This is a genomic window from Rhodobacter sp. 24-YEA-8, assembly GCF_900105075.1.
Taxonomy (GTDB): Bacteria; Pseudomonadota; Alphaproteobacteria; order Rhodobacterales; family Rhodobacteraceae; genus Pseudogemmobacter.
Genome location: NZ_FNSK01000004.1, coordinates 167,767 through 192,928, shown reverse-complemented (window position 1 = coordinate 192,928; position 25,162 = coordinate 167,767). Strand labels below are relative to the sequence as shown.

The 25,162-nt window shown below is 63.1% G+C and carries 23 protein-coding genes and 1 other annotated feature; of the genes, 17 read left to right on the top strand and 6 right to left on the bottom strand.

What is annotated here, in order from left to right; genetic code table 11:
• The first annotated feature begins 4 nt into the window (after positions 1–4).
• The 10 genes from BLW25_RS21285 (at position 5) to BLW25_RS21240 (ending at position 10,259) form a co-directional block, all read left to right on the top strand.
• Positions 5–1,144, top strand: a complete 1,140-nt coding sequence (locus BLW25_RS21285; protein ID WP_092904038.1) for an acyl-CoA dehydrogenase family protein — start codon at positions 5–7, stop codon at positions 1,142–1,144.
• Entirely contained in the window at positions 1,141–2,202 is a 1,062-nt protein-coding gene (locus BLW25_RS21280) for an enoyl-CoA hydratase/isomerase family protein (protein WP_092903920.1), read from the top strand. Before BLW25_RS21285 ends, BLW25_RS21280 begins: the two co-directional genes overlap by 4 nt.
• A complete protein-coding gene (gene mmsB, locus BLW25_RS21275) occupies positions 2,199–3,071 on the top strand; it encodes a 3-hydroxyisobutyrate dehydrogenase (RefSeq protein ID WP_092903918.1) in 873 nt (290 codons plus the stop codon). Before BLW25_RS21280 ends, mmsB begins: the two co-directional genes overlap by 4 nt.
• Entirely contained in the window at positions 3,068–3,841 is a 774-nt protein-coding gene (locus BLW25_RS21270) for an enoyl-CoA hydratase-related protein (protein ID WP_092903916.1), read from the top strand. Before mmsB ends, BLW25_RS21270 begins: the two co-directional genes overlap by 4 nt.
• 403 nt (positions 3,842–4,244) lie before the next feature.
• Positions 4,245–5,000 carry an ABC transporter ATP-binding protein gene (locus BLW25_RS21265; protein WP_092903914.1) on the top strand — a complete coding sequence of 252 codons (756 nt, stop codon included), beginning with the start codon at positions 4,245–4,247 and terminating at the stop codon, positions 4,998–5,000.
• 3 nt (positions 5,001–5,003) lie between these two features.
• Positions 5,004–6,152: an ABC transporter substrate-binding protein gene (locus BLW25_RS21260; RefSeq protein ID WP_092903912.1), complete on the top strand. Its 1,149-nt coding sequence runs from the start codon at positions 5,004–5,006 to the stop codon at positions 6,150–6,152.
• A gap of 3 nt (positions 6,153–6,155) precedes the next feature.
• Positions 6,156–6,869 carry an ABC transporter ATP-binding protein gene (locus BLW25_RS21255; RefSeq protein WP_216279460.1) on the top strand — a complete coding sequence of 238 codons (714 nt, stop codon included), beginning with the start codon at positions 6,156–6,158 and terminating at the stop codon, positions 6,867–6,869.
• On the top strand, positions 6,869–7,768 hold the full coding sequence (locus BLW25_RS21250; RefSeq protein WP_092903910.1) for a branched-chain amino acid ABC transporter permease: 900 nt from the start codon (positions 6,869–6,871) through the stop codon (positions 7,766–7,768). The genes BLW25_RS21255 and BLW25_RS21250 overlap by 1 nt, the downstream gene beginning before the upstream one ends.
• A 2-nt stretch (positions 7,769–7,770) precedes the next feature.
• A complete protein-coding gene (locus BLW25_RS21245) occupies positions 7,771–8,859 on the top strand; it encodes a branched-chain amino acid ABC transporter permease (RefSeq protein ID WP_092903909.1) in 1,089 nt (362 codons plus the stop codon).
• Positions 8,860–8,873: 14 nt separating this feature from the next.
• On the top strand, positions 8,874–10,259 hold the full coding sequence (locus BLW25_RS21240; RefSeq protein WP_092903907.1) for a glutamine synthetase family protein: 1,386 nt from the start codon (positions 8,874–8,876) through the stop codon (positions 10,257–10,259).
• Positions 10,260–10,320: 61 nt separating this feature from the next.
• On the opposite strand, the gene BLW25_RS21235 is transcribed toward BLW25_RS21240, so the two are convergent.
• The 4 genes from BLW25_RS21235 to BLW25_RS21220 all read right to left on the bottom strand — a co-directional run bounded on the left by BLW25_RS21235 (position 10,321) and on the right by BLW25_RS21220 (position 13,937).
• Positions 10,321–11,040, bottom strand: coding sequence for a glutamine amidotransferase (locus tag BLW25_RS21235; RefSeq protein ID WP_092903905.1), 720 nt, complete (start codon positions 11,038–11,040; stop codon positions 10,321–10,323).
• Positions 11,041–11,691, bottom strand: coding sequence for a helix-turn-helix domain-containing protein (locus tag BLW25_RS21230; RefSeq protein WP_092903903.1), 651 nt, complete (start codon positions 11,689–11,691; stop codon positions 11,041–11,043). It abuts the gene before it with no gap.
• Between the two features lie 66 nt (positions 11,692–11,757).
• Positions 11,758–12,552, bottom strand: a complete 795-nt coding sequence (locus tag BLW25_RS21225; RefSeq protein ID WP_092903901.1) for an N-formylglutamate amidohydrolase — start codon at positions 12,550–12,552, stop codon at positions 11,758–11,760.
• Positions 12,553–12,554: 2 nt separating this feature from the next.
• Entirely contained in the window at positions 12,555–13,937 is a 1,383-nt protein-coding gene (locus BLW25_RS21220) for an aldehyde dehydrogenase family protein (protein WP_092903899.1), read from the bottom strand.
• A 158-nt stretch (positions 13,938–14,095) separates the two neighbouring features.
• On the opposite strand from BLW25_RS21220, the gene BLW25_RS21215 reads away from it, so the two are divergent.
• The 6 genes from BLW25_RS21215 to BLW25_RS21190 all read left to right on the top strand — a co-directional run bounded on the left by BLW25_RS21215 (position 14,096) and on the right by BLW25_RS21190 (position 22,018).
• Positions 14,096–14,854 (top strand): SDR family NAD(P)-dependent oxidoreductase, encoded by a 759-nt coding sequence (locus BLW25_RS21215; protein ID WP_092903897.1) that lies wholly within the window; start codon positions 14,096–14,098, stop codon positions 14,852–14,854.
• Between the two features lie 63 nt (positions 14,855–14,917).
• The gene (locus BLW25_RS21210; protein WP_092903895.1) at positions 14,918–15,952 is read left to right on the top strand and encodes a Glu/Leu/Phe/Val family dehydrogenase; all 1,035 of its coding nucleotides are present in this window, start codon (positions 14,918–14,920) and stop codon (positions 15,950–15,952) included.
• A 134-nt stretch (positions 15,953–16,086) separates the two neighbouring features.
• On the top strand, positions 16,087–18,249 hold the full coding sequence (locus BLW25_RS21205) for a N,N-dimethylformamidase beta subunit family domain-containing protein (RefSeq protein WP_092903893.1): 2,163 nt from the start codon (positions 16,087–16,089) through the stop codon (positions 18,247–18,249).
• Between the two features lie 124 nt (positions 18,250–18,373).
• The gene (locus tag BLW25_RS21200) at positions 18,374–19,411 is read left to right on the top strand and encodes a sugar ABC transporter substrate-binding protein (protein ID WP_092903891.1); all 1,038 of its coding nucleotides are present in this window, start codon (positions 18,374–18,376) and stop codon (positions 19,409–19,411) included.
• 67 nt (positions 19,412–19,478) lie between these two features.
• Entirely contained in the window at positions 19,479–21,032 is a 1,554-nt protein-coding gene (locus BLW25_RS21195; RefSeq protein WP_171909693.1) for a sugar ABC transporter ATP-binding protein, read from the top strand.
• A complete protein-coding gene (locus BLW25_RS21190) occupies positions 21,029–22,018 on the top strand; it encodes an ABC transporter permease (protein WP_092903887.1) in 990 nt (329 codons plus the stop codon). Before BLW25_RS21195 ends, BLW25_RS21190 begins: the two co-directional genes overlap by 4 nt.
• Positions 22,019–22,371: 353 nt before the next feature.
• Positions 22,372–22,429: a sequence feature (sul1 is cis-regulatory element that is thought to sense ions involved in sulfur or methionine metabolism; They are found in Alphaproteobacteria), on the bottom strand.
• A gap of 35 nt (positions 22,430–22,464) precedes the next feature.
• Here the strand turns inward: BLW25_RS21190 and BLW25_RS21185 are convergent.
• Positions 22,465–23,856: a PepSY-associated TM helix domain-containing protein gene (locus BLW25_RS21185; RefSeq protein ID WP_092903885.1), complete on the bottom strand. Its 1,392-nt coding sequence runs from the start codon at positions 23,854–23,856 to the stop codon at positions 22,465–22,467.
• Between the two features lie 134 nt (positions 23,857–23,990).
• Positions 23,991–24,392 (bottom strand): DUF2946 family protein, encoded by a 402-nt coding sequence (locus BLW25_RS21180; protein WP_092903883.1) that lies wholly within the window; start codon positions 24,390–24,392, stop codon positions 23,991–23,993.
• Between the two features lie 350 nt (positions 24,393–24,742).
• Between BLW25_RS21180 and BLW25_RS21175 the strand changes: the two genes are divergently transcribed.
• A complete protein-coding gene (locus BLW25_RS21175; protein ID WP_092903881.1) occupies positions 24,743–25,132 on the top strand; it encodes an MFS transporter in 390 nt (129 codons plus the stop codon).
• The last annotated feature ends 30 nt before the right edge of the window (positions 25,133–25,162 follow it).

Here is a 25,162-nt window from a genome sequence, read left to right as displayed (position 1 = left end):
CGACATGGATTTCGCCTTAAGCGAAGAACAACAGGCGATTTTCGACATGGCCCGTGACCTCGGCACGGCCGAGATCGCCCCCCATGCCCGCGCCTGGGAAACCGCGGGCACCATCCCCCGCACGCTTTGGCCAAAGCTCGCGGCACTCGGGCTTGGGGGGCTTTGTGTCGGGCCGGACCATGGCGGAAGCGGGCTCACCCGGCTTGACGCCACTCTGGTTTTCGAGGGGCTGGCCATGGCCTGCCCCTCGGTCGCGGCCTTTCTGTCGATCCATAATATGTGTGCCGCAATGGTGGACCGATTTGGCAGCCCCGCATTGCGGGCGCGCATCCTGCCCGAGGCCTGCCGCATGGACCGGGTGCTCTCTTACTGCCTGACAGAACCCGGCTCGGGCTCGGATGCGGCGGCCCTGCGCACAAGGGCCGAGCGCGACGGTACCGGCTGGCGGCTCACCGGCAGCAAGGCCTTCATTTCGGGGGGCGGCTATTCCGATGCCTATATTGTCATGGCCCGCAGCGGCGCGGCGGGGCCGCGCGGCATTTCGGCCTTTGTGGTCGAGGCGGATGCGCCGGGCCTGTCCTTTGGTCCGCCCGAAGACAAGATGGGCTGGCGCGCGCAACCGACCTGCGCCGTCCATCTGGATGCGGTCCGGGTCGAAGCGGGCGATCTTCTTGGGGAAGAAGGCGGCGGCTTTGCCCAGGCCATGGCCGGGCTGGATGGCGGAAGGCTGAACATTGCCGCCACCGCGCTTGGCGGCGCGCAGGCCGCCTTTGACGCGACGCTCGCCTATATGGCCGAACGCGAGGCCTTCGGCCAGGCGCTGGACCGTTTTCAGGCATTGCAGTTCCGGCTGGCCGAAATGGAGACCCGCCTGCAATCGGCCAGGACCTTCCTGCGTCAGGCAGCCTGGCTGCTGGACCGGAATGCGCCCGATGCCACCAAGCACTGCGCTATGGCGAAACTCAGCGTCACCGACACCGCCTTTGATGTGGCGAACCAATGCCTGCAACTTCATGGGGGCTACGGCTATCTGGCAGATTACGGCATCGAAAAGATCCTGCGTGACCTCAGGGTGCACCAGATCCTTGAGGGTACGAATGAGATCATGCGCCTGATCGTGGCCCGCAGTCTGGTTGCGGCATGACCGGGGTTCTGATCCGGCGCGAAGGCCGTGCCGGACGCATCACGCTGAACCGGCCCGAAGCGCTGAATGCGCTGCGCCATGACATGTGCCTTTCGATCGAAACGGCGCTTCGCACCTGGGCTTGCGCGCCGGATATCGCGCTGGTCATCATCGATGGGGCCGGGGACAAAGCTTTTTGTGCCGGAGGCGATATCGTCTCGATCTATCAGGCGGGCATCCTGGGCGAAGACGACGGCGCGCAGGCTTTCTGGCGCGATGAATACCGGCTGAATGCGCTGATCGCAGATTACCCCAAACCCTATCTGGCGCTGATGGATGGAGTGGTCATGGGCGGCGGCGTCGGTCTTTCGGCGCATGGCTCGCAGCGCGTGGTCACAGAACGGACACTCTTTGCCATGCCCGAATGTGCGATCGGCCTGATCCCCGATGCAGGCGGCAGTCATCTTCTGGCGCGGATGCCGGGGCGGACAGGGGAATATGCCGGTCTGACAGGGGCACGGCTGGCGGCGGCCGATTGCCTCTGGGCCGGGCTGGCCGATCACTATGTACCCTCCGGGATGCTGCCCGCGCTGATCGCGCAGCTTTGCGAAACCGGCGCGGCAGAGACGGTTGCCACTTTCGCAGGCGCAGCCCCGGCCTCTGACCTCATGGCGATGCAGGCGGAAATCGACACGCTTTTTGCCGCACCCGATCTGCCCGAAATCCTGACGGCGCTGCGTGCATCAGACAGCGATTTCGCCCGGGCCACGCTGGAAACCATCGGGCGCGGCGCGCCGCTTGCCCTCTTGCTTGCGCTGCAGACAATCCGCGCGGCACGGGCAGGCGGGGGACTGAAGGTTGCACTCAGGACTGAGTATCGCGTCACCAGCCGGGCCGTGCGCGAAGGTGAATTCATCGAGGGCATTCGCGCCGCTCTGATAGACCGCGACCGCCAGCCCCGCTGGCGCTATCCCACATCCGACGCGGTGCCGAAGGCGCTTCTGGACCGAATGTCCCTGCCCGCCCCCGGCGGCGATCTGGTGCTGTCCACCGACCCAATCCAACAGGAGATCCCATGAAGATCGGTTTCATCGGCCTTGGCAATATGGGCGGCCCCATGGCCGCGCGGCTCGTTGGGGCGGGGCATGAGCTGTGGGGCTTTGACCCGGCCGCCCCCTTGCCCGAGGGTGCCCGACGGGCGGAAAGTGCCGGTGCCGCAGCCGTCGGAGCAGAGGTGGTGATCACCATGCTGCCAAATGGTGCCATCCTGCGGGCGGTCGCGGATGAGGTGATCCCCGCCATGCGGCCAGGAGCAATATTCTGTGACTGTTCGACGGTCGATGTCGAAAGCGCCCGTATGGTGGCCGCAGCGGCGACGGCGGCAGGGCTTGGTGCCCTTGATGCCCCGGTCTCAGGCGGCATTGCAGGCGCGGCAGCGGGTACGCTGACCTTCATGGCGGGCGGAGAGACAGCGGATTTTGCCGCGCTGCAGCCGCTTTTCGCTGTGATGGGGCAAAAATCGGTGCGTTGCGGCACGGCAGGCGCAGGCCAGGCCGCCAAGATTTGCAACAATATGATCCTTGGCGTGACAATGATCGCCACCTGCGAGGCCTTTGCCCTTGCCGACAAGCTGGGGCTTGACCGGGCGCGGCTGTTCGATGTGGCCTCCACCTCTTCCGGTTCCAGCTGGTCACTGAACGCCTATTGCCCGGCGCCGGGTGTGGGCCCCCGGTCCCCCGCCGACAATAACTACAGTCCGGGTTTTGCCGCCGAACTGATGCTCAAGGATCTGCTCCTGTCGCAAGAGGCCGCCGCCGCCGCCGATGCCGATACGCCGATGGGGCAGCTGGCGGCGGGGCTTTACCGGCAATTCGTCGAGGAAGAAAACGGGCGGGGTCGTGACTTCTCGGCCATGCTGCCGCGTTTCGAAAAAAGGGGTCGGGCATGACACAGGAGACGATCCTCACCGAAACCCATGGCAGGGTGCGGCTGATCCGCCTGAACCGGCCCGGCGCGCTGAACGCCCTTAACCGTCAACTCAGCCATGACATCATAAGAGCCGCTGTCGAGGCCGAGGCCGATCCCGCCATTGGCTGCATCGTGCTGACCGGATCCGAGCGGGCCTTTGCCGCAGGGGCGGATATCGCCGAAATGGCCGGGATGAGCGCAGGCGATATGGCCGCGCAGGACTGGTTCGGCGAATGGGATGCCTTTACACGGCTGAAAAAACCCCGGCTGGCCGCCGTCAACGGCTATGCGCTAGGCGGCGGGTGCGAGCTCATGATGATGTGCGATTTCGCCATTGCCGGCGCGGGCGCGAAGTTCGGCCAGCCCGAAATCCGGCTGGGCGTGATCGCAGGGATTGGCGGCACGCAAAGGATGACCCGGCTGATTGGCCGGGCGCTTGCAATGGACATGCATCTGACGGGCCGGATGATGGATGCGCCCGAAGCGCTGCGCGCGGGTCTGATCGCCCGCGTTGTGCCCGATGGCGAAGTGCTGCCCGCAACACTTTCTGCCGCAGCAATGATCGCCAGCCATTCGGCACCGGCCCTGCGCCTTGCACGCGAAGCTGTCGCCCGCGCCGAAGAGCTGAGCCTTGCCGAAGGGGTGCTGTTCGAACGCCGCATCTTCCACAGCCTGTTCGGCAGCCCCGATCAGCAGGAAGGAATGCGCGCCTTTCTGGAAAAGCGCGCGCCCGCTTTCAAAAGCAACTGACGGCAGTCAGCGCAAGGGCGGCCACCTCCCCCTGATCGCGACACTTTCGCTTCAGCCACCCATATCATGGCCCGGAGTTCCGGACGCTGTCGGACAGCTGCCTGTTTCGACACAGCGACCGGCTCTGACCCCACCTGCCTGCTGCGATGGCTGCCGGGCGGCTCCTGGCCGAATGCCTGTCAGGCAGGAACCGTTGACGCCGTAAAGCCTGCACAGCGCTGAACAGGCCGGGCATGGGTCATTCTGCGCCTCTGAACGGGTAGAAGTTCTGCGCCCACACTTTCCAGTTTGGAAATAATTCTCCAAATTAGAAAATTTATGTTGCTCAATGACCAATTTTCCATAAGGCTCACCTGATGCAGCCTGGCCCAAGACCGGGCGCTTCAGGGAAGGGTCTCGGGCTGTGCTGTCCGTTTCGGCGATAAACAAATCCTTTGGGGGTGTGCATGCGCTTGCCGGTGCAGCCCTTGAATGTTCTCGCGGCGAGGTCGTCGGTCTGATCGGACCCAATGGGGCCGGCAAGTCGACACTGGTCAATGTGATCAGCGGCTTTCTTGTCCCTGATGCGGGGCAGGTCAGGCTGGAGGGGGTCTTGTTACAGGGCCGCTCGCCGCAGCAGATTTCGGCCAGCGGCATTGCCCGCACCTTTCAGAATCTGCGGATTTTCCGTGACCTGACTGTGCGGCAGAATATCGAGGTTGCCGCGTTGCGGGCAGGCCAGCTGCATCCCGGGCGCGCGCCGGTGATGCGACTGGATGACCTGCTGGAAATGTTCGGCCTCGCAGATCGCGCCGACGAACCTGCCGGGGATCTGCCTTATGGCACACGGCGCTGGATGGAGATGGCCCGCGCTATGGCGACCGGCCCGCGCATCCTGCTGCTTGACGAGCCGGCAGCGGGGCTGAACGACGAGGAAACCGAAAGGCTGCACCAGGTTATTACGCTTTTGCGGGACAAAAGCGGCATCGGTGTCGTCGTGATCGATCACGACCTGACATTCATCAACAATGTCTGCAACCGGCTCTTTGTGATGGACCAGGGCAGGCTGATCGCCAGTGGAACCCCTGCGGACGTCTGGCGCGATCCGACAGTGATAGAGGTCTATGTAGGGCCCGGAAACAGGGCTGACACAAAATCAGCCGTCGAACAGGGAGGATAAAAGATGAAAACGATGAAACATACTGGCCTTGGCCTTGCACTGACGCTTGCATTCCCCGCAGCCGCGCTGGCCGATGATCTGCGCATCGGCATTGCTGCATCCCTGACCGGGGCCTATGCGCCCTATGCCGAGGTGGAAGGCGCGCGCTGCATGGCTGATACGCTGAACGCTGCGGGCAAGGGCCCGAAGATCGAGCTGATGGTTGAAGATACCCGCTCTGACCCGCAGCTTTCTGTGACCATCGCGCAGAAATTCCTTGATCGTGGTGCCCAGGTCGTGACCGGCATCCCCTTCCCGGATTCGCTGATCCCGATTGCCCAGGTCGCCCAGGCCAGCGGTGCGACTGTCTTTTCGGCGCCGAACACCCAGGTCGAAATGCAGATGGCAGGGTTCGAGAATTTCATCGCGGGCGCGGTGCCTGACCCGGTCAATGCCGCCGCCACCGCCGAGGCGGCCTGGGCGGCAGGCGCGCGCAATGTCGTCTTGCTCAAATCGGCGGATGCCGGATCCTGGTCGGATATGCTGCCCGAATGGTTCGGTCAGAGCTTTGAACATCACGGCGGCAAGGTGGTGGGCCGTCTGAGCCACAGCATCGGCACAAGTGACTGGTCGCCGCAGATCGCGCAGATCCGCGCCATGGATCCCGCCCCCGATGCGGTGATGATTTCCTCGGTCCTGCCCGATGTCGGAATCCTGATCCGTCAGCTGCGCGCGAATGGCTTCGACGGGCTGGTGATCGGGTCCGACGGCTTTGACGACCCGTCGCTGGAAGGCGCGGTCGATGATGCTGCCACGCTGGAAAAGGTGATCTTCGCAACCCATGGCCCGACCGGCACCGGCGGACGGATCGATGAATTCCTGGCCGATTGCAAGGCACGCGGCTTTGCGGTTCAGGGCATCTTTGACGCGCTTGGCGCCGATATGGTGCTCGAAACCCATGCGGCCGCAATGCATGCCGGTTCCGTCGACCCCGTGGCCATTCGCGAGGCGTTGCGGGCCGAAGGCGGCAATCCGGGCATCACTGCCGAGGTGATCTCTTATGCCGAAAATGGCGGCGCGCCGGTCAAGACGGTGCCGGTCATCGGCTTTCGCGATGGCAAGCGCGTTGTGCTGCAGGACAGCATCCCGACTTTCGTGCCGGACTGGCGTTAAGCGATGAATTCGATGCTGCGGCTGGAACAGGTCTCGGTCCGCTACGGGCCGGTTCGTGCGGTCACCGATCTTGATCTGAGGGCCGGAGAGGGCGAGGTGATTGCCCTGCTCGGCCCCAATGGCGCGGGCAAAAGTTCGACCATCGGGGCGATCAATGGCCTTGTTCCTGCCAGCGGCCGAATAAGCCTCGGCGGCCGGGATATCTCATCCCTTGCGGTCGAGGCCCGGATCGCAGGCGGCATCGCAGTGGCGCCCGAGGGGCGGCGCATTTTCGTCAATCTGACCGTGGCGGAGAACCTCCGCCTCGGGGCGGCTTTGCGCCGCGACCCGGCGGGGATCCGTGCCGATACCGAACGCTATCTCGCGCTTTTCCCGGTGCTGGGAGAGCGGAGCAACCAGCCCGCGGGCACGCTTTCAGGCGGCGAGCAGCAGATGCTGGCGATTGCCCGCGCGATGATGTCGCGGCCAAAGGTGCTTTTGCTTGACGAGCCGTCGCTGGGCCTTGCGCCGATGATCGTCACCCGGATTTTCGATTTTATCGGCCAGCTGAAATCCGAAGGGCTGACAGTGATCCTTGTCGAACAGAACGCAGCTCAGGCAATGCGCGTTGCCGATCAGGTCTGTGTACTTGTCTCGGGCAGGATCAGCTATCGCGGCACTCCGGCGGATCTGGCGGGCACGGATGTGATGAAACTCTATCTTGGCGGGGCCGCGTGATGGAATACCTGGTCCAGCAAGTGCTGAATGCCCTCGCCTTTGGCGCGGAATATGCGCTGATCGCGCTTGGGCTCGCGGTGGTGTTTTCCATCATGGGACTGGTGAATTTCGCCCATGGCGAGGTGATCGCGGCCGCCGCCTATTCGGTGCTGCTTTTCGCCGGGCTGGGACTTGCTGCCCCCTTGCTGGTGATTGGCCTTGCGATCGGAGCGGCGGTCATAGTCTCGGTTATGCTGGAGCGTGTGGCCTTTCGCCCGGTCCGAAATGCGCCGGTGACAACCGGGCTGCTGACGGCCTTTGGCGTCAGTATCGTGCTGCAGAACCTCTTTCAGCTGCTGGTCTCACCCCGGCCTCAGGCCTTTCCCGCGCTGAACGGGCTGAACATGACCTGGCATATCGGGCCATGGGCGGTCTCATCCCTGCAGGTGATGGAACTGGCCGCGGCACTTCTGGCAATGCTGGCGCTTGGGCTTTTCCTCGGGCGCTCGCCTCTGGGCATCGCGATGCGGGCGGCGTCGCGGGATTTTTCGACGGTGCGGCTGATGGGTATCCGCGCCAATCGGGTTGTGGCGGCGGCTTTCGTGATCTCGGGCGCATTGGCGGGAATCGCCTGCGTTTTCATCCTGGCACGACGCGGCGGCGTGACCCCGGATATGGGCTTTTCGCTGGTGCTGAAGGCCTTCGTCGCCTGCGTGATCGGGGGCTTTGGCTCACTTTTCGGCGCAGCGGCGGGCGGGATGATCCTTGGCTTCATCGAAGTCGGCCTGCTGGTTCTGCTGCCACAGGAGATGGGCGGGCTGAAAGAAGCGCTGACCTATGTGATCGTCACGCTGATCCTGATCTACCGCCCTGAGGGCTTGTTCGGATCACGGCGCGAACTGGGCGACAAGGAGTTCTGAACATGGCTTCCATACCGACCCACAGCGCGCAAGCAAGCGCCCGAAAGCGCCCGACATGGTGGGCCAAAGCCCTGACCGGCGGCGCCATGACCGCATTGCCGGTGGTGGCAATCGGTCTTGCCATTCTGCTGCTGGCGCCGGGCTGGGTGCAGCATCTGGCCGCCATGGCGCTGATCAATCTGATCATTGTGGTGGGCTTGCAGGTCTATTCCGGCAATTCCGGTATCGTCCATCTCGGGCACAGCGCCTTTGTCGGCATGGGTGCATATGGCATCGCCATCCTGACAACGCCGCTGGCGATGAAAAAACTCTCGATCCCGAATGCGCCTTTCGGTCTTTCCACGGTCGAGCTGCACTGGCTGCCCGGCGCGGTGCTTGCGCTCCTGGTGGTGCTGGTGATCGCCTGGGCCACGGGGCGGGTGATCTCGCGGATTTCCGGAATTGCGGCGACGATTGTCAGCCTTGCCTTTCTGATCGTGGTTCATGCCGTCTTCCTGCACTGGCCGGCACTCTTCAAAGGCAATCAGGCTTTCTTCGGCATCCCGCAGCTGGTGGGGTTGCCGGGGATCCTGCTGGCGGCTGTACTGGTGATCCTGGTGGCGCGGCTGTTTCGGGAAAGCCCCGGCGGGTTGCAGCTGCGCGCCGCCGCACAGGATCAGCTGGCCGCCGATTCCATCGCGATTGACAGCCGGGCGTTGCGACGGCGGGCCTGGATCATGTCGGCGCTGATCTGCGGCTTTGCGGGCATTCTCTTCGCGCTGTTCAGCGGCACGATCAGCCCGCGCCTTTTCTACTTCCAGCAGGTCATGCTGACCCTTGCCATGCTGATCCTTGGGGGCATGGGCAGCGTCTCTGGTGCGGTCGCGGGCGCGGTGATCCTTTCCGTGATGCTGGAACTGATCCGCACCGTCGAATCCGGCATCACCATCGGAAACTATACCACACCGACCTTGCTGGGCCTGTCGGGCGTCGCCCTTGGAGGTGTGATCGTCCTTTGCATGGCCCTGCGCCCCCAGGGCCTGCTTGGCCACCGGGAAACAGATGATTTCGTGGCGAAATGGCGCAAAGCGCCGCGCACACGCGACGAATAACAGGAGGAACTGAAATGCAACTTGCCGAACAGGCGCTGGCCTGGGCATCCGACTATGAGGCGCAGTATAAAAAGCTGAAGGCCGCGGGCGTCACCTTTTTGCAAAGCCATATGGTCGATATGGCGGGCGGGTTTCGCTCGAAGATCTCCCCCCTGAAACTCTCGGCTTCGGGCGATGCGCTGAATGGCATCCTCTATTGCATTTCACATGGCGACGGCCAGCCGATCGGCGACACAGCCTTTGCCTCGGCGATGGCTTCGGATGAAAACGGCTATCCCAATATCCAGGCAATGGCCGATCCCGGCAGCATCCGCCACCATGGCTGGCGACCAGATACGGCCTCGATCATCATGAACGGCTATATGCTCGACGGCTCGCCCTGCCCCGTGGACCCGCGCCATGTGCTGCAGGCAGCGGATAACCGGCTGCGGGCACTTGGCTATGAGGCGAAGGTGGCGCTGGAATATGAATTCGGCATCTTCCATGCCGATCACGCCCTGATGCAGCAGGGGCGCTACCGCGAATTGCAGCCATGGGGACATTCTCTGGTCAATTATGACCTGGTGCGCAGCGGTGACTACCAGGATCTGGTCACCGAATTCATGCGCCGGATGGAAATGATGGGTATCGGCGTCGCCTCATTCGTCACCGAATATGGCTATGGCATGTATGAATTCGCGCTGACACCCAAGCCGGCCGTCGAGGCGGCGGATGATGCGATGCGCGCGAAACTGCATCTGCGCGAGCTTTGCGCCGAGCGCGGGCTTGTCGCCACCTTCATGACCCGTTTCCAGCCGCCGGGCAAAGAAAGTGCCTGCGGCGCGCATCACCATATCAGCCTCTGGCAGGATGAGGTGCCGGTGCTGGCGGCGGGGGTAAACGCGCTCTCGCCCGTCGGGCAGCATTTCCTTGGCGGGATGCTGAACCATTTGCGGGACACCCATGTGATGTTCCGCCCGACCCTGAATTCCTATCGCCGCTTTGACCAGGGCGCATGGTCGCCGACCGATGTGTCCTGGGGCTATGAGAACCGCACGGCGGCAATCCGTACCATCACCACGCCGACCCCGGGGGCCTGCCGTTTCGAACATCGCGTGCCTGGTGCAGACATCAACCCCTATCTGACGCTTGCGGCGATCCTCGCAGCAGGAGCCGACGGAATCGCGCAACAGACGGAACCGCTGCCGGCCTCGCCCGGGATGCCGCGTGATGCCCGACCCCTGCAACCAAACCTTGGCGCGGCGGTGGCAGATTTCGCAGCTTCTGATTTCTGCCGTGCGGCCTTTGGCGATCAGTTTGTCGACCACTATGCCGACAGCCGCCGCAATGAGATCGCGGCCTATGAGACCTGGGCCTCGCAGCGCATCACCGATTTCGAATGGCAGCGCTACTTCGTCTGACGGAAAGAAAAACGGCCCGGTCATCATGAACGGGCCGTATCTCCGGGCGGATAAGCCGGTATCAGATCCCGCTCAGCGCCATGAAACGGCGCAGCAGCGCCGGACCTTCGGGCGTATCGGCAATGGTTTCATCCAGCTGATCAGGGTCAATGCCCAGGGCGGCATGTTCTTCCCGCATTCCCTCCAGCAGCAGGCGCATCATCCCGGCCGAGAGTTCGGGATGGAATTGCACCCCCCAGGCACGCGGGCCATGGCGCAGCACCTGATGCGCGTCCATCGGGCTGTACCCAAGCGCCACCGATCCGGGCGGCGGGGTCAGCACCGTCTGGTAGTGATGTTCCTGAAAGCAGCTGCCATCGGGAATTTCGCCAAACAGCGGATCATCCCCGGGCGCCCGCAGCGTGATGGGAAGCGAGCCGGTCTCAAGCCCGGCGGGATTTGGACCGACCTCACCGCCAAGCGCATGGGCAAGCAACTGATGACCAAAGCAAACGCCCAGCAAAGGCTGGCCCAAAGCTGCGACTTCGCGCAGCCAGGCGGCGCTGCGCAACATCCAGGGCGCCTCTTCGGTGACCATGGCGGCAGCGCCGGTTACCAGAACGCCCGCATGACGGCCCGGCTCCGGCAAAGGCTGATCAAGATAGATGTCAACCACCTCGACCTGATCCGGCGTGAGGCCAGCCGCTGTGATGAACGTATCTTCGGTATCCCCGTAACGGCGGGTAAAAACCTCGGAATAGGGAGCCAGTGTCCCCGCTTTCAGAATGAGAAGCCGCTGCATTCAGGCATTGCCTTCGTCGTTTGATGCGGAACCGGGCGGATCAGGCAGCAGCGCCGGTCCAAGGCCAGGCGGCAGAGCAGGGCGCACGGAATTGGACATGAACATCACCGCAGGCGCCTCGCCGGAATTGACATAACCATGTTCCATCTCGCCATCGAACAGAATGCTGTCGCCGGTTTCCAGCAACAGCGGTTCATAATGCTGGGTATGGAGCAAAAGACTGCCCGAAAGGATCTGAAGGAATTCCTCGCCTGCATGTGAACGCCAGCCGCCGGTTTCCTCAAGCGAACGACCGGTGACAGTGACATTCCAGAAGAGATTGCTCTTGTCGCGAAAATCGCTGCTGAGCACCTCGAAAATCATGCCCCGCGTCTCATGCCGGGTGCCCGTCCCCGCCCGCACGACCGAACGTCGCGCAAGCGGTCGCGCCGCCGGCGAGGCCAGAAACGAAGTTACCGGCACATGCAGCACACCTGCAATGCGCAGTGCAAGATCGACCGAGATGCGCTGCTTGCCATTTTCAAGCTTCGAGAGCTGTGACACGGCCAGCCCTGATCTTTCGCTGAGTTCTTTCAGCGAGAGCTTCAGCTGTTTGCGGGTCTTGCGGATCGCACCGCCCAGATCGCCCGCGCCACCTTCCTCCGGGAGCATTTCGTTTCCTTCTGTGATAGCGGCTATACCATGTCCATTGTTATATAGGCACTGTGGGCCTGGCTGTCAGCCGGTCGTTACACTCCGGCTTTTGCCCTGAAAACCCGCAAGCTCCAGCGCATCCGTCAGGATCTCGGCCAGCAGCGGTGCAATGAGCGCCGCGCGTTCGGTCCCGAACAGGCTGTTGTTGATCTCCAGATAGAAGCACGGCAATCCGCGCCGCAACCCATGGGCATCAAGGCTGTAAGCATCGACCTTGTTCCAGTCATAGGGCGCATTGTCCCCGATTCGAAAGCCCCGCCCCGGTCCAAGACGCTGCAGCCCGTCGAGAGCGGCACGCGTGAAGGGCGTGTCCTCGCGCCACAGGATGCCAATATCCACCGCCCGTTCCTCGCCGGCCATGACAGGGGTGAAGGAATGAACCGAAACCACCGCCCGCCGTCCGTCGACAAGCTGGCGGATCGCGCGCTCGACCGGATGCACCGCAATCGCGCGGCGCAGTGAACGCTCTTCCGGGCTGATCCGCTGGTTGCCGGGCACCGGAATGCCGCCCAGATCGGGGCGCATATGATCCCAGTCATTGGCGAAACGGTTGTAATCGGTGAATATCCGCGAATAGCGCGTCAGCACTGCCGGGGCGCCGAGCCGTTGCGACAGATCGCGCGTCAGCCCGTCCACCCCGGGATCCCAGGCGTAATGGGTGGAAAGGAAAGCCGGATCCAGCCCCAGATTTGCCCAGGGTGCGGGGATCTCTGCCCCCGCATGTTCGCACAGCAGCAGAAGTGGCGATATTTCGGTCTCCCGCAGCACCTCGACCGAGGCGGCTGCAAGCGTTTCGACCAGCCTGGCGTTCAGCTGCATGATCAGTCCAGGGTCCGCACGTGGAAAGATTTCGCGGCGGTCGTCTCAATCAGGCCGACGCGGCCATTGGTACGGCCAAGACCGGAATCCTTCACGCCGCCCCAGGGCAGGTAAAGATCGGCATGATCACAACGGTTCAGATAGACCGTGCCCGCCTCGACCTCATCCAGAAGCGCCAGACCGCGTTCGGTATCCGAGGTCCAGATGCTCGCGGCCAGCCCGTAAGCGGAATCGTTCATCAGCGCGATGGCTTCGTCATCGCCCGATACCGTCTGGATACAGGCCACGGGCCCGAACAGTTCGTCGCGCATGATCGACATGGAATGATCCAGACCCGCCAGCACCATCGCCGGAACATATGCCGCGCCGCCCATATCTCCGGTGACGCTCAGGAGGGTCCGCCCGCCCGCCGCCACCGCCGCTGCGATCTGGCCGCGGATCCGCTCTGCCGCCGCCATGCTGACCACCGGCCCCAGCATCGCCTTGTCACTGACCGGGTGACCGATGGTCCATTTCGTGGCCTCGGCCAGCAGGGCCTCGGTAAAGCGCGCCTCGATCCGCTGATCGACATAGATACGCTCGACCGAACAGCAGCTTTGCCCTGCATTCGAGAAACAGCCCTCGGCAATGTCACCGACGATACGGTCGATGTCGGCATCGGCGCGGATATAGGTCGGATCCTTGCCGCCCAGTTCCAGATGCACGCTGGTCATGGTGCCACCCGCCGCCGCGTGAACCCGTTTGCCCCCTGCAACCGAGCCGATGAAATTCACCGCCTGGAAGCGGCCTGCCGCGATCAGGGCTTCCGCGTCCTGGTGTGACAGATGCAGCGACTGGAAGGCCCCCGCCATGCCGCCCGCCGCCAGCCATGCCTCTTCGGCCAGTTCACCGATCTGCGGCACCTGGGGCGAGTGCTTCAGGATCACCACATTCCCGGCCAGCAGCGGCTGGCTGACCAGATAGCCCAGCATCGCGGTCGGGTAATTCCATGCGCAGATCGAAAGATGAAGCCCGCTGGCCACCGGGCGGGTAAATCGCTGAATGCCGCTTTCAGACTGGAACTCGGTATCCGCCAGCGTGCCGGAGGCCGCCACCGTCAGCAATTCCCCGATCAGTGCAAGGCGCGGCGTCTCATCCGCCTGCCACAGCGGGCGCCCGATCCCCCAGGTCACCGCCTCAGCCAGCTGGCCTGCGCGCGCCTTCATCTCTTCGCCAAAGCGAAGAAGGATCGCACCACGTTCAGCAAGCGGCACCCGCCGCCATGCCTTGCGCGCGGCTTCCGCTGCGATCATCCGCTCTGCAATTTCGCCCGCACGGGCATAGGGGCGCTGCAGATAAACCGATCCATCGACCGGAGAGACCACGGCGAAGCCATCCTGAGACATGTCAGACCCTGTTGAGTTTCCAAATTTTCGCAATCCAATCGTAAAATTTCTATTTTAGCAACTTTTTTCTATTTCAGCTTGATTTTCATTTCAAACGGCTTCAGGCTCGATCCAATCAAGGAATGAAGGCCCAGATAACGGCCTCCGGGAGTTACAGAATGATCACTTACGACTTTACCGGGCGACATGCTGTCGTCACCGGGGCCGGTGGAGGCATGGGCGAAGCCATCGCGCGTTCGCTGCTGGAGGCGGGCGCTGCGGTGACGGCGATTGATCTCAAGCCGCAGCCCGAAAGCCTTGCCAGGCATGAGGGACGGTTGACCTATTATACCGGCGATCTGGCCGATCCGGCCTTTATCTCGGACACGATCACCCGTGCAGGCGAGGCGCATGGCGGCATCGATTACCTGGCCAATGTGGCCGGGGTTCTCTGGTTCGGGCGCGACAGATCCGTGCTTGAGATGGATATGGCTGTCTGGGATCAGGTCTTTGCCATCAACCTGACCGCCCCTGCTCTGACCGCACGCGCGGCAGTGCCGTTCATGCGCAAGACCGGGCGCGGCGGGGCGATGGTGCATTTCTCGACCATCCAGTGGTATCGCGGCGACCCCAATCCGCAGGACGCCTATCAGGCGTCGAAAGCCGGGCTCTGCGCATTGTCGAAATCGCTGGCAATGCAGCTGGCGGCGGAAGGCATCCGCTCGAATGCGATTTGTCCGGGCATGACGGTCACGCCGCTCCAGGCCCGCTGGGATAATGATGAAACCCTGGCGGCGGTTGCGGCCTATGCCCCCCTTGGCCGGATCGGCACCCCGCAGGATATGGCCAATGCCGCGCTTTTCCTTCTGTCGGATGCCGCAGGCTATATCACCGGCACCGAGCTGCCGGTCGATGGCGGCCTGCTGATGCGGATGTGAACAGAGCCTCTGGCGGGGAGGCAGACGCCCCCAGCCAGAGAACCGTCAACAGGGGAGGGTCCGATGGCCTGTTTCGATCATCCGGAATTCGACGACCATGAATCGATCGTTTTCTGCGCCGATGCCAGGACTGGCCTGCGCGCCATTATCGCAATCCATGACACAACCCTCGGCCCTGCGCTTGGAGGGTGCCGGGTGCGCGCCTATGAAAGTGATGCGGCGGCACTGCGTGATGTGCTGCGGCTCTCGCGCGGCATGTCTTACAAGAACGCTCTTGCCGGATTGCCGCTTGGCGGTGGCAAGGCGGTGCTGATCGCCGATCCGCAAAACGGCAAGACGCCGGAGCGGCTGGCCTCTTTCGGCGATCAGGTCGACCGCCTGGGCGGGGCATATATCACGGCCGAGGATTCCAACAGTACCCCCGCCGATATGGAAATCATCGCGACACGGACCGCACATGTGCGCAATCTTGGTTTTGGTGCGGGCGACAGTCCCTCGCCGGTAACGGCCCTTGGCACCTGGCTTGGCATTCAGTCGGGGCTGGAATTTGCCGGGGTTCCGCTTTCAGATGCGGTGATCTCGGTCGAGGGGCTGGGGGCGGTCGGCATGGACCTGCTGCACCACCTCGCCGAAGGCGGAGCAAGGCTCGTCGTCTCGGATATCGACAAGGCAAAGACCGAAGAGGCCTGTCGCCGCTTTGGTGCGAGCACGGTTCCTGCCGGTACGGGCCATATGGTCGAAGCAGCGGTTTTCGCCCCTTGCGCGATGGGAGCCGGGCTGAATGCCCGCACCATCCCGCAAATCCGCGCCCGTGTCATCGCGGGGGCCGCGAACAACCAGCTTGAGACCCCGGCCGATGGTCAGCGCCTGAAGGATCAGGGCATCATCTATTGCCCCGATTATGTGGTGAATGCCGGGGGGGTCCTGGGCATCCCGCTCCAGGGTGAGACGGTCGGCATGGAAGAACGCAAGCGTCGCGCAGCGATCATCCGTGGCACGACGCTGGAGGTTCTGGAACGGGCCGCGCGCGAGAATATCGCGCCCCATATCGCCGCTGATCGCATGGCACAGGAAATCATCCTGAACGCGCGCCGCTGAATGCCATGCGACCCGAAGGCCGGGGCACATAAGAAAGAGGAACGATCCGCCGGCTGGCACAGGGATCTGACCCTGAACGGGAACTGCCACCCGGGGCACATGTCTGCCAGCTCGCTACCCACAGGAGGAATGCCATGCCGCTTCACGGATATTTTGAGAACTGGACGCTGCGGGCGGGTGATACTGCCCGGCTGGCCATCAGTACAGAACAGCCAGAAGTGCGGGCAAAACTCGTCCGCTTTGTCGGCGGGCCCGGGGCGCGGGATGAAAGGGCCCTTCGTGTCGAGGATTACGCGGCCCATCTGGAAAGAACCCTTCCCGGTCGTGTGCAGGATACCGCAGTCGGCTCATGGGCGGAATTGCCACTGACCGGGGGGCTCCCGTCTGACCTTACGGTCCATTGCTGGATCTGGCCTGCCGCCCCTGATCGCGAAACGCCACAAACCATCTGGAGCCTGGGCGATTTCCGGCTGGAACTTGTTGCAGGTCGGTTGCAGGTGACCGGACGCGACGGATCGGTTTCCTCGTCGCTGCGCCTGACCGCGAAACGCTGGTACTCGGTGGCCGTGCGGGTCGCAGGCAACGATATCGTGATGGATCTGCGCCAGTCAAAAGGCTTTACCACAGCCGCACCCGTCCAGGTCAGCGGAAAGGCCGGGGGTGAGTTGAACGGCCCGGCGTTGATGCTCTCGGCGGCGGGGCATCATGCGAATGGGGCACCTGTGCAGCCCTTCAATGGCAAGGTCGATCTGCCACGCCTTTATGCAGGAGCACTGAGTGATCCCGGCCTGGCTCTGGCCGGGCGTGGCGATCTGCCGGGGGAGCGCCCGCTGGCCGCCTGGGCTCTCGGCCCCGATCACGATGCCGGTTGGGGAACGGTGCGGATCGCCGCACTGCATGGACAGGCCGCTGCGGGTCGCATCTTCAACGGCGCCGAAAAGGCCGTCACCGGCCGCAACTGGAACGGCGAGACGGAATCCTGTCTTGACCGACCGGATCAGTATCAGGCGCTGCAGTTCCATGACGATGATGTCGAGGATGCGGGCTGGGACTATGATCTGGACTTCACCTTGCCGGCCGATCTGCGCAGCGGTGTCTATGCCGTGCAGCTTGATGACGGCAAAGAGCGCGTCGAAGTGCCATTTTTCCTCGCCGCCGCCGCTGGAGAGCGCGCGCCGGTCCTGTTCCTCGTGCCGACGAATACCTACCTCGCTTATGGCAATGACCGGCTGGCGACGCTGGACCTGTCATTCGCGATGGAGCATCAGCTCGATGTCGATCCCGAAATACGTGAGGTTCTGTCGGATCCGCGATTTGGCCGCTCGGTCTATGACACCCACGGCGACGGCACCCCCGCGCGCTATGCAAGTGCGCGGCGGTCGCTCGTGACATCCCGACCCACCGCCCGCAGCTGGCTGACCGACAGCTACCGCCACTTCGCCACCGATCTTTATTATATCGAATGGCTGGAACAGGCTGGCATTCCCTATCACGTCGCCACTGATGAACTGCTTGAGATTGAAGGCCGCACGCTTCTCGACAGGTATTCGGTTGTGGTGACCGGCTCGCATCCTGAATACTGGGAAAGCGGCGCGCTTCATGCGCTGCAATCCTGGCTCGGCGGCCAGGGCAGGATGATCTATCTCGGCGGCAACGGCTTCTACTGGGTCACCACCCGTTTCCCCGACCGTCCCTGGGTGATGGAGATCCGCCGCGACAATGGATCGACCCGCAGCTGGGATGCACCATTCGGGGAAAGGCGCCATGCCTCTACGGCCGAACTGGGCGGGATCTGGCGCCTGCGTGGCCGGGCACCGAATATGATTGCCGGGATCGGTTTTGCCGCCGAAGGCTGGGGCCGCGCCGCCGCCTTCAAACGGCTGCCGGCGTCCTACGAAGGAGAGGGAAGTCGTTTCTTTGTCGGGATCGAAGAAGAGATCATCGGCGATCAGGGCTATATCCTTGGCGGCGCGGTGGCCGATGAGGTTGACCGCTTCGATCTGAACCAGGGCAGCCCTGCCCATGCCGAGATCCTTGCCACTTCGACCCCGCTCGGGCGCGAATACCAGCTGGTGATCGAGGACACGACGCTGACCTCCCCCAATCAGGACGGTGTGCACCGCCCTGACATGGTGCGGGCCGATATCGTCTATTTCCGTACCGAAGGTGGTGGCGAGGTGTTGTCAGCAGGTTCCATCGCCTGCATCGGCGCGGTGGCCTGGAACGGTTTTGACAATCCGCTGGCCCGGATGCTCACCAATGTGCTGCGCGACTTCGCCGGGCCAGGCAAAGGCTGATGGCTGACCAAGGGGGGCGGATCGATCCGCCCCCCTTAAACCGAACCCGCCGCAACCCAAAACGAGGCTGCGGGGCAAAATAACAAGAAACGACCCCAACAGCGCTTTTGGAGGACCCTTCCCCATGCCAAGACAGCTCCTTTTTGCCATTTCTCTGCTCGCCCTGTCTGCCGGGCTCTCAGTTACCCCTGCCAGGGCCGAAACCGCGTCACCACATGGCGTGGCAGCGGTTGAACTGGTGGAAATATCCCTCCTGCGCGAGACCACCGCCAATGCCTGCGCGGGTGGCAAGACCTATACCATCGCCTATAGCCATTCCGTCTCTGAAGCGGCCTTCGTGAGGCGTCTGCGTGGTTTTGCCGATGCGCGGGCGGCAGAGTTGGGCTGCGTCGAAGTGATGCATGACAATACCCAGGCCAACAATCTCGAGGCGCAGATCAATGCGGTTCAGGGCTGGATCACCATTGGCGTGGACGCCATCATCGTTACACCGATTGACGAGAATGCGCTGAAGCCGCTGCAAGCTCAGGCACAGCAAAAGGGGATCAGATGGCTGACCTATGTCAGCCCGATGGCAGGGGCCGATGGCTTTGTCGGCTTTGACCATGCCCAGTCGGGGCAACTGATCGCCCAGGCCGCAATCGACTGGACCAAAGCCAATGGCATCACCGATGCGAAAGCGCTGGTCACCACACTGACCGGCCTGCCCTCTGTCGCGCCGCGCTGGACCGAGGTGGAACGCCGCTTTGCCGAAGCCGGCATCACCATTGTCGCGATGCAGGATTCCGCTGACCAGGCCTCTGGCCTGACGATCGCCGAGGCCGTCCTGCGCCAGCACCCCGATCTCAACATCATCATCGGGCTGAATGATGATGCCGCCCTTGGCGCCAACCGTGCCATCGTGATGGCCGGCAAGGACCCCGCGGGGCTTTTCGTCGGGGGCCAGGACGGATCTTATGAAGCGCTGGTCGAGATCGACAAGGGCGGCAGCTACCGCGCCAGTTCAGCGCTGATGGTCAGCGATCTTGGACAGAACATCGTCAATCTGGCGCTGAATGCGATCAATGCCAGCGGGCCGAGCTTTGCCTATACGCCGACGGTTCTGGCCAGCAAGGCCGATCAGGAACTGTTGGATCAGCTGCTGGCGAATTTCACTGACTGAGCAGCACGACCCTCTTTGCCAGCCCGGCCCGGGCAGGGCTGGTGCATCCGCCAACAGGACAGAACCGATGACCGATATGATCGAGATCCGCGATCTGCGGAAATCCTATGGCGCGAATGACGTGCTGAAGGGGCTCAGCCTGACGTTCCGGCGCGGCGAGATTCACGCCTTTCTCGGCGCAAATGGGGCAGGAAAATCCACCTTTCTGGGATGTCTGTCCGGCGCGGTCAGGCCTGGCTCGGGCAGCATCACCATCGCGGGCCGCCTCAACCACGCTCTGACACCCATGGAAGCGCGAAACCAGGGGATTGCGATCATATACCAGCATTTCCAGGTCATTGAGGGACTGACGGTTGCAGATAACATCTTTCTCGGCGCCGAAATCAAATCTCTGGGCCGGGTGCAGACAAAAGAGCAGAACCGGCAAGCAGCAAAGCTGCTGGCCCGGCTGGGCGTCAGCCTTGACCCGCAAGCGCGGCTCGAAACGCTAAGTGTCGGTGAACGGCAATTGGTCGAGATTGCCCGCGCCCTGCATCTTGAACCCGAGGCGCTGATCCTTGACGAACCAACGGCTGCCCTTTCGACCCGCGAGATGGAGGCCTTGCACCGGGTGGTGCGCCATCTCGCCCATGTCGAGAATCTGGCGGTCATCTATGTCACGCATCTTATCGATGAAATTGCCCTCATTGCGGATGTGGTCTCGATCCTGCGCGATGGTCGCGTGATCTGGACCCGCTCCGCTTCCGAAGCCTCACACAGCGCCATCACACAGGCAATCGCGCCGGATCTGGCCACGGCCACGACCCGGGTTTCGGCCCGGCGGGCAAAGGCCCCGGTTGTTCTGGACCTGCAGGATTACCGATCAGACTATACCGGCCCGGTGACTTTGCAATTACATGCGGGTGAGGTCATCGGGCTTTACGGCCTTCTTGGCTCGGGGCGCACGGATCTTCTGGAGAGCCTTGCAGGCGTGCGACCACAGCAGGCAGGGCGGCGCTGCCTCGCAGGCCGCGAAATACGGCCGAAAGACCCGGGAACGGCGCGGCGGGCCGGACTGGCGCTTGTCGCATCCGATCGCAAGGAGCAAGGTCTTTTCGGAGAGCTGACTGCGCTGGAAAACCTGCTTATGCCGCATTTCGGCGATTTTGCGGGCGGTGCCCGCCGTCAGAAGCGCCTGTTCGCTGAAATAGCTGACCTCATGCAGCTGCGCCCCAATCTGCCTGGTCAGGCCGGCCATCTGTTCAGCGGCGGCAATGCACAAAAGCTGATGATGGGACGCTGGCTGTTCCCGGATCTCGGTATCCGTGTGCTTCTGCTGGATGAGCCGACACAGGGCGTCGACATCGGTGCCCGCGAAGATCTTTATCAACTGCTGCGCCGCTTTACAGCAACAGGGGGCTCCATTCTGGTTGCCTCTTCCGACCCTGAAGAGATTGCCAGCCTCTGTGACCGGGCAATCATCCTCGCCAGAGGGCGCCAGGTGGCCTGCATGGACGAAGACATCACCGCCGGGCTTCTCGTTGAGTATGCCCATAAATACACGCATCAGACCGAAACTGCCGCAACCATCGAGGCGCCGCCGCTGCCAGAGGTCAAGGCACAGGAAGGGGCTGCCCGATGACGATTTCCCAAACCCCGCCGGTAACGTCTGCATCCACCACGGCAGCGGCGCCGCGTCGCAACCTTTCCGGCCCTGTCGGAATGGCTGCGCTGCCGCTTGCCGTCCTGATGCTGGGACTGTTTTTTACCCTGCAGTCCCCGGTCTTTCTGACGCTGGACAATCTGATCAGCATCTCGGTGCAGATTGCCACATTGATGACTATCGCCATTCCCTTTGCGGTGCTGATGATGGCGGGTAAGGTAGATCTGAGCATCGGATCGCAACTGGCATTGTTCTCGGTCATTGCGGGCCTCGCCTTTCCATATCTGGGGATTGCCGGCACGGTCCTGCTTGTCCTCGGCACGGGGGCCTTGACCGGTCTGATCAACGGCGTGCTGGTCGGCGCGCTGAAAATGTCGCCGATCATCGTGACCTTGGGCGGACTGACCCTGTTTCGCGGCTTCGCACAATGGCTGTCGCCCAACCCGCTTTTTGGCTTTCCCGAGGCCTTCACTTGGATTGGCTATGGCCGGGTGCTGGGACTGCCTGTCCTGACCTGGATCATGCTGACAGTGCTGATCCTCGGGCTGATCTTCATGCGTTACGCGACCATGAGCCGGCATGCCATTGCACTGGGTGTGAACGAGCGAGCCGCCTTTCTGGTTGGTATCGGTGTGGCGCGCACGACGATCTGGCTTTATGTTGCAGTTGGTCTCGCAACTGCCCTTGCAGCGCTGATGACCATCGCACGGATCAACTCAGCGCCATCGGGAACGCTTGGCATCGGGATGGAACTGAGTGTGCTGACCGCAGTTCTGCTGGGAGGTGTGCCTTTTGCGGGTGGCCGTGGGTCGCTCTTGCGGGTGGCGCTTGGGGTGGTTCTGCTGGGAATGCTCGCCAACGGCCTTATTCTGATGAATGCCAGGGCCGAAATGGGGCTTATGGTTACCGGGATCGTTCTGGTGCTCGCGGCAGGGCTTGATGTGCTGCGCCGGCGCAGAGCCTGAACGGACCTTCGTTCCAGGTGTTCCCTGTTTCGACGATCAGCACCATGAGCACCGGATGGCCGGGGACAGCTGTCTCCGACCCTTCGGGTCACGATCCTCACGCAGAAGAACAGCCCGTTATGTCCGGGTTATCACGACAGAGCTTTGACATGGCTGAAGGGCAACGGATTTGAACTCATGCCTGGCGCTTTGCGCCTCTGGAGTGGTGTGTCCGATGAACTGCTGGGGTAAGACCCTCTAACGCATCTCGGAATGGGCGATGAAAACAGCCTGACTATCCCCATGTAAATCGCCCTGACCGGCCCCCTTTTCCGCGCCGGACGGTCAAAGCCCTGCACGAAGGGGCTCTGTCAGGTTGTCCGGCGGATCGGGGCCCGGAACAGCCACCCGGACATTGCACCCGGGCCCGGGCGTGCCGATATTCTGCGCACGCCCGGGGTCTTTGCTTATCCGAGGGCGGTTGGGGGCCGCCTTGCCGCGATCCGCTGCCACAGAAGATCCAGCCCGATCATCACCACGAGCGACAGCCCGGTCAGCGGGAACAGCAGGCCCCCAATCCCGAGAAGCAGGAAGAGGCCGATGAACACTTTGCGCTCTGCCGGCAGTGGCGGCACCCCGAGCGACCCCGAAGGGCGGCGTTTCCACCACATCACCGCCGCCGAGACCGAAAGCAGCACCATCCCGGCACAGGCCAGCAGCAGCACGATCTGATTGGCAAGGCCATAGGTCTGGCCCATATGGGTATTGATCCCCCATTCGAGGCCGCGCCCCAGCGGTCCGTAATCACCATAGCTCATGTCGATCAGCGGTGCGCCGCTGTACTGGTCCAGATGAACCACGCGCTGCGCCGTCAGATCATCGGGATAAACCGAGCCGGAATAGACCCCGGATGCGGATTGCGGCAGACTGACGGCATAGCCCGGATGCAGGCCAAGGGCGTCAAAAGCCCCGATGGCAAAGTCGAGGCCGACCGGCTCCATCGTCATGGCGCCCGGAGGGCCTTCCGGCGGCAGGCTTTCCGGGAGTTGCGCCTGTTCCAGCGACCAGGAGGTTTTTGCCACATGGCCGAGATGCTCATCCGACATCGGCACGTCTATGCGCAGCCCCGCAGGATAGCCAAAGTTACTGCCATTGGCCCATTGATTGACCTTGTCCCCCCAGACCGAGGACCAGGGCATGCCGGTCAGCGCCAGAAAGACGATGAAACCCCCGACAAAGATGCCGGTCACGGCATGGAGGTCACGCCAGAACACCCGCCTTTGCCTGCTGCCCCGGATGGTGACGACGCCACCCTTTTGCCCGCGCGGCCACCAGAGCCAGACCCCGGTGGCCACCAGCAGGATCGTCCAGCCCGCAACGATCTCGATCAGCATGCGTGGCCCCTGGCCAAAGAACTTCAGCGAATGCAGATATCTGATCGTCCATGAGATGGTGCCGCGATCGGGCAGGCTGCCCAGAACCTCGCCGCTTCTCGGATCGATATAGACCGCCAGACGGCCCCGGTCTTCGGTCTGCACCGTGATCTCGACCGACATGTCCTCACGCGGCGGGTCGGTGTATTTCACCGCAACCCCCGGCACGGCCCGCAGGGCCGAGGCGACCAGCTCTGACGGGGGCAGTGTTGCCGCCTCGCCGATCTGCACATGTTTCAGATCGGCATGCAGCCAGCCGTCTATCTCGTCCTTGAAGAGATAGAGCGCGCCGGTCACCGCCAGCGTGATCAGGAAGGGCAGCACCAGCAGCCCGGCATAGAAATGCCAGCGCCAGACCGCACGATAGAGGCCGGAGGGCGCAGCGGCGCGGGTGGCTGTGTTCTGCGAAGAAAGGCTGGCAGTCATGCAGCCTCTCCCTGCAGAATTCCTGTGGGGGTCGTATTCCGGGCGACAGCCAAAGCTGCCTGCGGGGTCCTGGCCCCGCCGGTTGCAGTCATCATCTGATATATCCGTTCTGAGAGTTTCTGTTCAGGGAAACGTCAGACGGAAACGGGTGGTCCGGTTGCCGGAGGCAGGCCGGTCTCTCTGGCAATCGCAAGGATTGAAGGCAGCGATGGCAGCTCAGATGCCCGGGCCTGACCGGTCAACAAAGGGCTCTGCAGCGGTGGGACAAGGACCAGAGGCACATGGGCATTTGCCCAGGCACAGTGATCGCTTTTATGCTCCGGTGCGGGAATGTCTCCGGCCGCAAGCGGCTCCAGCGTCAGCGGGTCGACGGCGATCTCTGTCATCCCTTCGGCCGAACAGATCACCAGCACCAGCACACCGCTGGCATCACGCACCGGCATCACACCCGGCGCAATCAGCGAGGTCAGCAAAAACGGCGCGAAAAGCACCCAAAGCGCGAAATTGCGCAGCCAGCCTGTCCGATGCGACCTCATACCCAAACCGCTATCTCCTGACGCCGGGGAAGGTCAATGCGGCATGGCGCTGCGGCCCTGCCGCAATTGCCGACCGGCCTTTCCCGGCCGTCCGTTCTGGTCTGCAACGTCGGGCGCCCGGGTCAGGCGTGCGCACCACTTCCACGCCTGAAATAGCACGCGGGCCTGTGCGACACTGGTGTCTGACTGCTGGTATCGCAACTTTGCCGTAACCGGGCCGGGTGCGCCCGGGCAGAGCTGACGCTGGCGCAATAGCTGCAATATGTGCTGGTATCGAGCCTGTCTCTGGCCATTGCAGCAGCGGCACTTGCCTGTATCGCGCAGAGCGATTTCCAGACCCCGGCATCACGGTGCCCGCGGCGCTGGCCGTACTTGGCCTGACTCTCAGCATCGGGCGGACGGCCTCGTCCATCGCGATCATGGGCTCGGTCGAGGCCAGCAAGGGCGGCATCACCTTCTTTGGCGTCTTCATCTCCGGCGTGTTCAGCCGCGCCATCGACTTGCCCGCGACCCTGCCGCCCGCTCTCGCAGCACGAGCCGCCCGCAGCATCGGCGACAGCTATATCGTGGCGAGTGAGCTGGGTGGCGCGCAGGGCACCGCCCTGATCGAGACCGGAAAGGCCACCTACACGCAGACCCGTTCGCTGCTGTTTAGCACCTCGGCCGTCCTGATCCTGTCTGTGGTGGTTTACATCGCCCTCGCCAGCTACCGCAAACCTGCCGGATCACCGGCACACTGAGCGGCGCGCGCCGTAAATACCCCATGTATC

What these genes read in the sequence shown, in the direction of transcription:
- BLW25_RS21280 (WP_092903920.1), top strand. Translation starts at nt 1,141, where the DNA reads ATGACCGGGGTTCTGATCCGGCGCGAAGGCCGTGCCGGACGCATCACG.
- BLW25_RS21240 (WP_092903907.1), top strand. Translation starts at nt 8,874, where the DNA reads ATGCAACTTGCCGAACAGGCGCTGGCCTGGGCATCCGACTATGAGGCG.
- BLW25_RS21220 (WP_092903899.1), bottom strand. Translation starts at nt 13,937, where the DNA reads ATGTCTCAGGATGGCTTCGCCGTGGTCTCTCCGGTCGATGGATCGGTT.
- mmsB (WP_092903918.1), top strand. Translation starts at nt 2,199, where the DNA reads ATGAAGATCGGTTTCATCGGCCTTGGCAATATGGGCGGCCCCATGGCC.
- BLW25_RS21180 (WP_092903883.1), bottom strand. Translation starts at nt 24,392, where the DNA reads ATGAGGTCGCATCGGACAGGCTGGCTGCGCAATTTCGCGCTTTGGGTG.
- BLW25_RS21270 (WP_092903916.1), top strand. Translation starts at nt 3,068, where the DNA reads ATGACACAGGAGACGATCCTCACCGAAACCCATGGCAGGGTGCGGCTG.
- BLW25_RS21225 (WP_092903901.1), bottom strand. Translation starts at nt 12,552, where the DNA reads ATGCAGCTGAACGCCAGGCTGGTCGAAACGCTTGCAGCCGCCTCGGTC.
- BLW25_RS21235 (WP_092903905.1), bottom strand. Translation starts at nt 11,040, where the DNA reads ATGCAGCGGCTTCTCATTCTGAAAGCGGGGACACTGGCTCCCTATTCC.
- BLW25_RS21230 (WP_092903903.1), bottom strand. Translation starts at nt 11,691, where the DNA reads ATGCTCCCGGAGGAAGGTGGCGCGGGCGATCTGGGCGGTGCGATCCGC.
- BLW25_RS21185 (WP_092903885.1), bottom strand. Translation starts at nt 23,856, where the DNA reads ATGACTGCCAGCCTTTCTTCGCAGAACACAGCCACCCGCGCCGCTGCG.
- BLW25_RS21285 (WP_092904038.1), top strand. Translation starts at nt 5, where the DNA reads ATGGATTTCGCCTTAAGCGAAGAACAACAGGCGATTTTCGACATGGCC.
- BLW25_RS21260 (WP_092903912.1), top strand. Translation starts at nt 5,004, where the DNA reads ATGAAAACGATGAAACATACTGGCCTTGGCCTTGCACTGACGCTTGCA.
- BLW25_RS21215 (WP_092903897.1), top strand. Translation starts at nt 14,096, where the DNA reads ATGATCACTTACGACTTTACCGGGCGACATGCTGTCGTCACCGGGGCC.
- BLW25_RS21190 (WP_092903887.1), top strand. Translation starts at nt 21,029, where the DNA reads ATGACGATTTCCCAAACCCCGCCGGTAACGTCTGCATCCACCACGGCA.
- BLW25_RS21210 (WP_092903895.1), top strand. Translation starts at nt 14,918, where the DNA reads ATGGCCTGTTTCGATCATCCGGAATTCGACGACCATGAATCGATCGTT.
- BLW25_RS21195 (WP_171909693.1), top strand. Translation starts at nt 19,479, where the DNA reads ATGACCGATATGATCGAGATCCGCGATCTGCGGAAATCCTATGGCGCG.
- BLW25_RS21250 (WP_092903910.1), top strand. Translation starts at nt 6,869, where the DNA reads ATGGAATACCTGGTCCAGCAAGTGCTGAATGCCCTCGCCTTTGGCGCG.
- BLW25_RS21245 (WP_092903909.1), top strand. Translation starts at nt 7,771, where the DNA reads ATGGCTTCCATACCGACCCACAGCGCGCAAGCAAGCGCCCGAAAGCGC.
- BLW25_RS21200 (WP_092903891.1), top strand. Translation starts at nt 18,374, where the DNA reads ATGCCAAGACAGCTCCTTTTTGCCATTTCTCTGCTCGCCCTGTCTGCC.
- BLW25_RS21255 (WP_216279460.1), top strand. Translation starts at nt 6,156, where the DNA reads ATGAATTCGATGCTGCGGCTGGAACAGGTCTCGGTCCGCTACGGGCCG.
- BLW25_RS21205 (WP_092903893.1), top strand. Translation starts at nt 16,087, where the DNA reads ATGCCGCTTCACGGATATTTTGAGAACTGGACGCTGCGGGCGGGTGAT.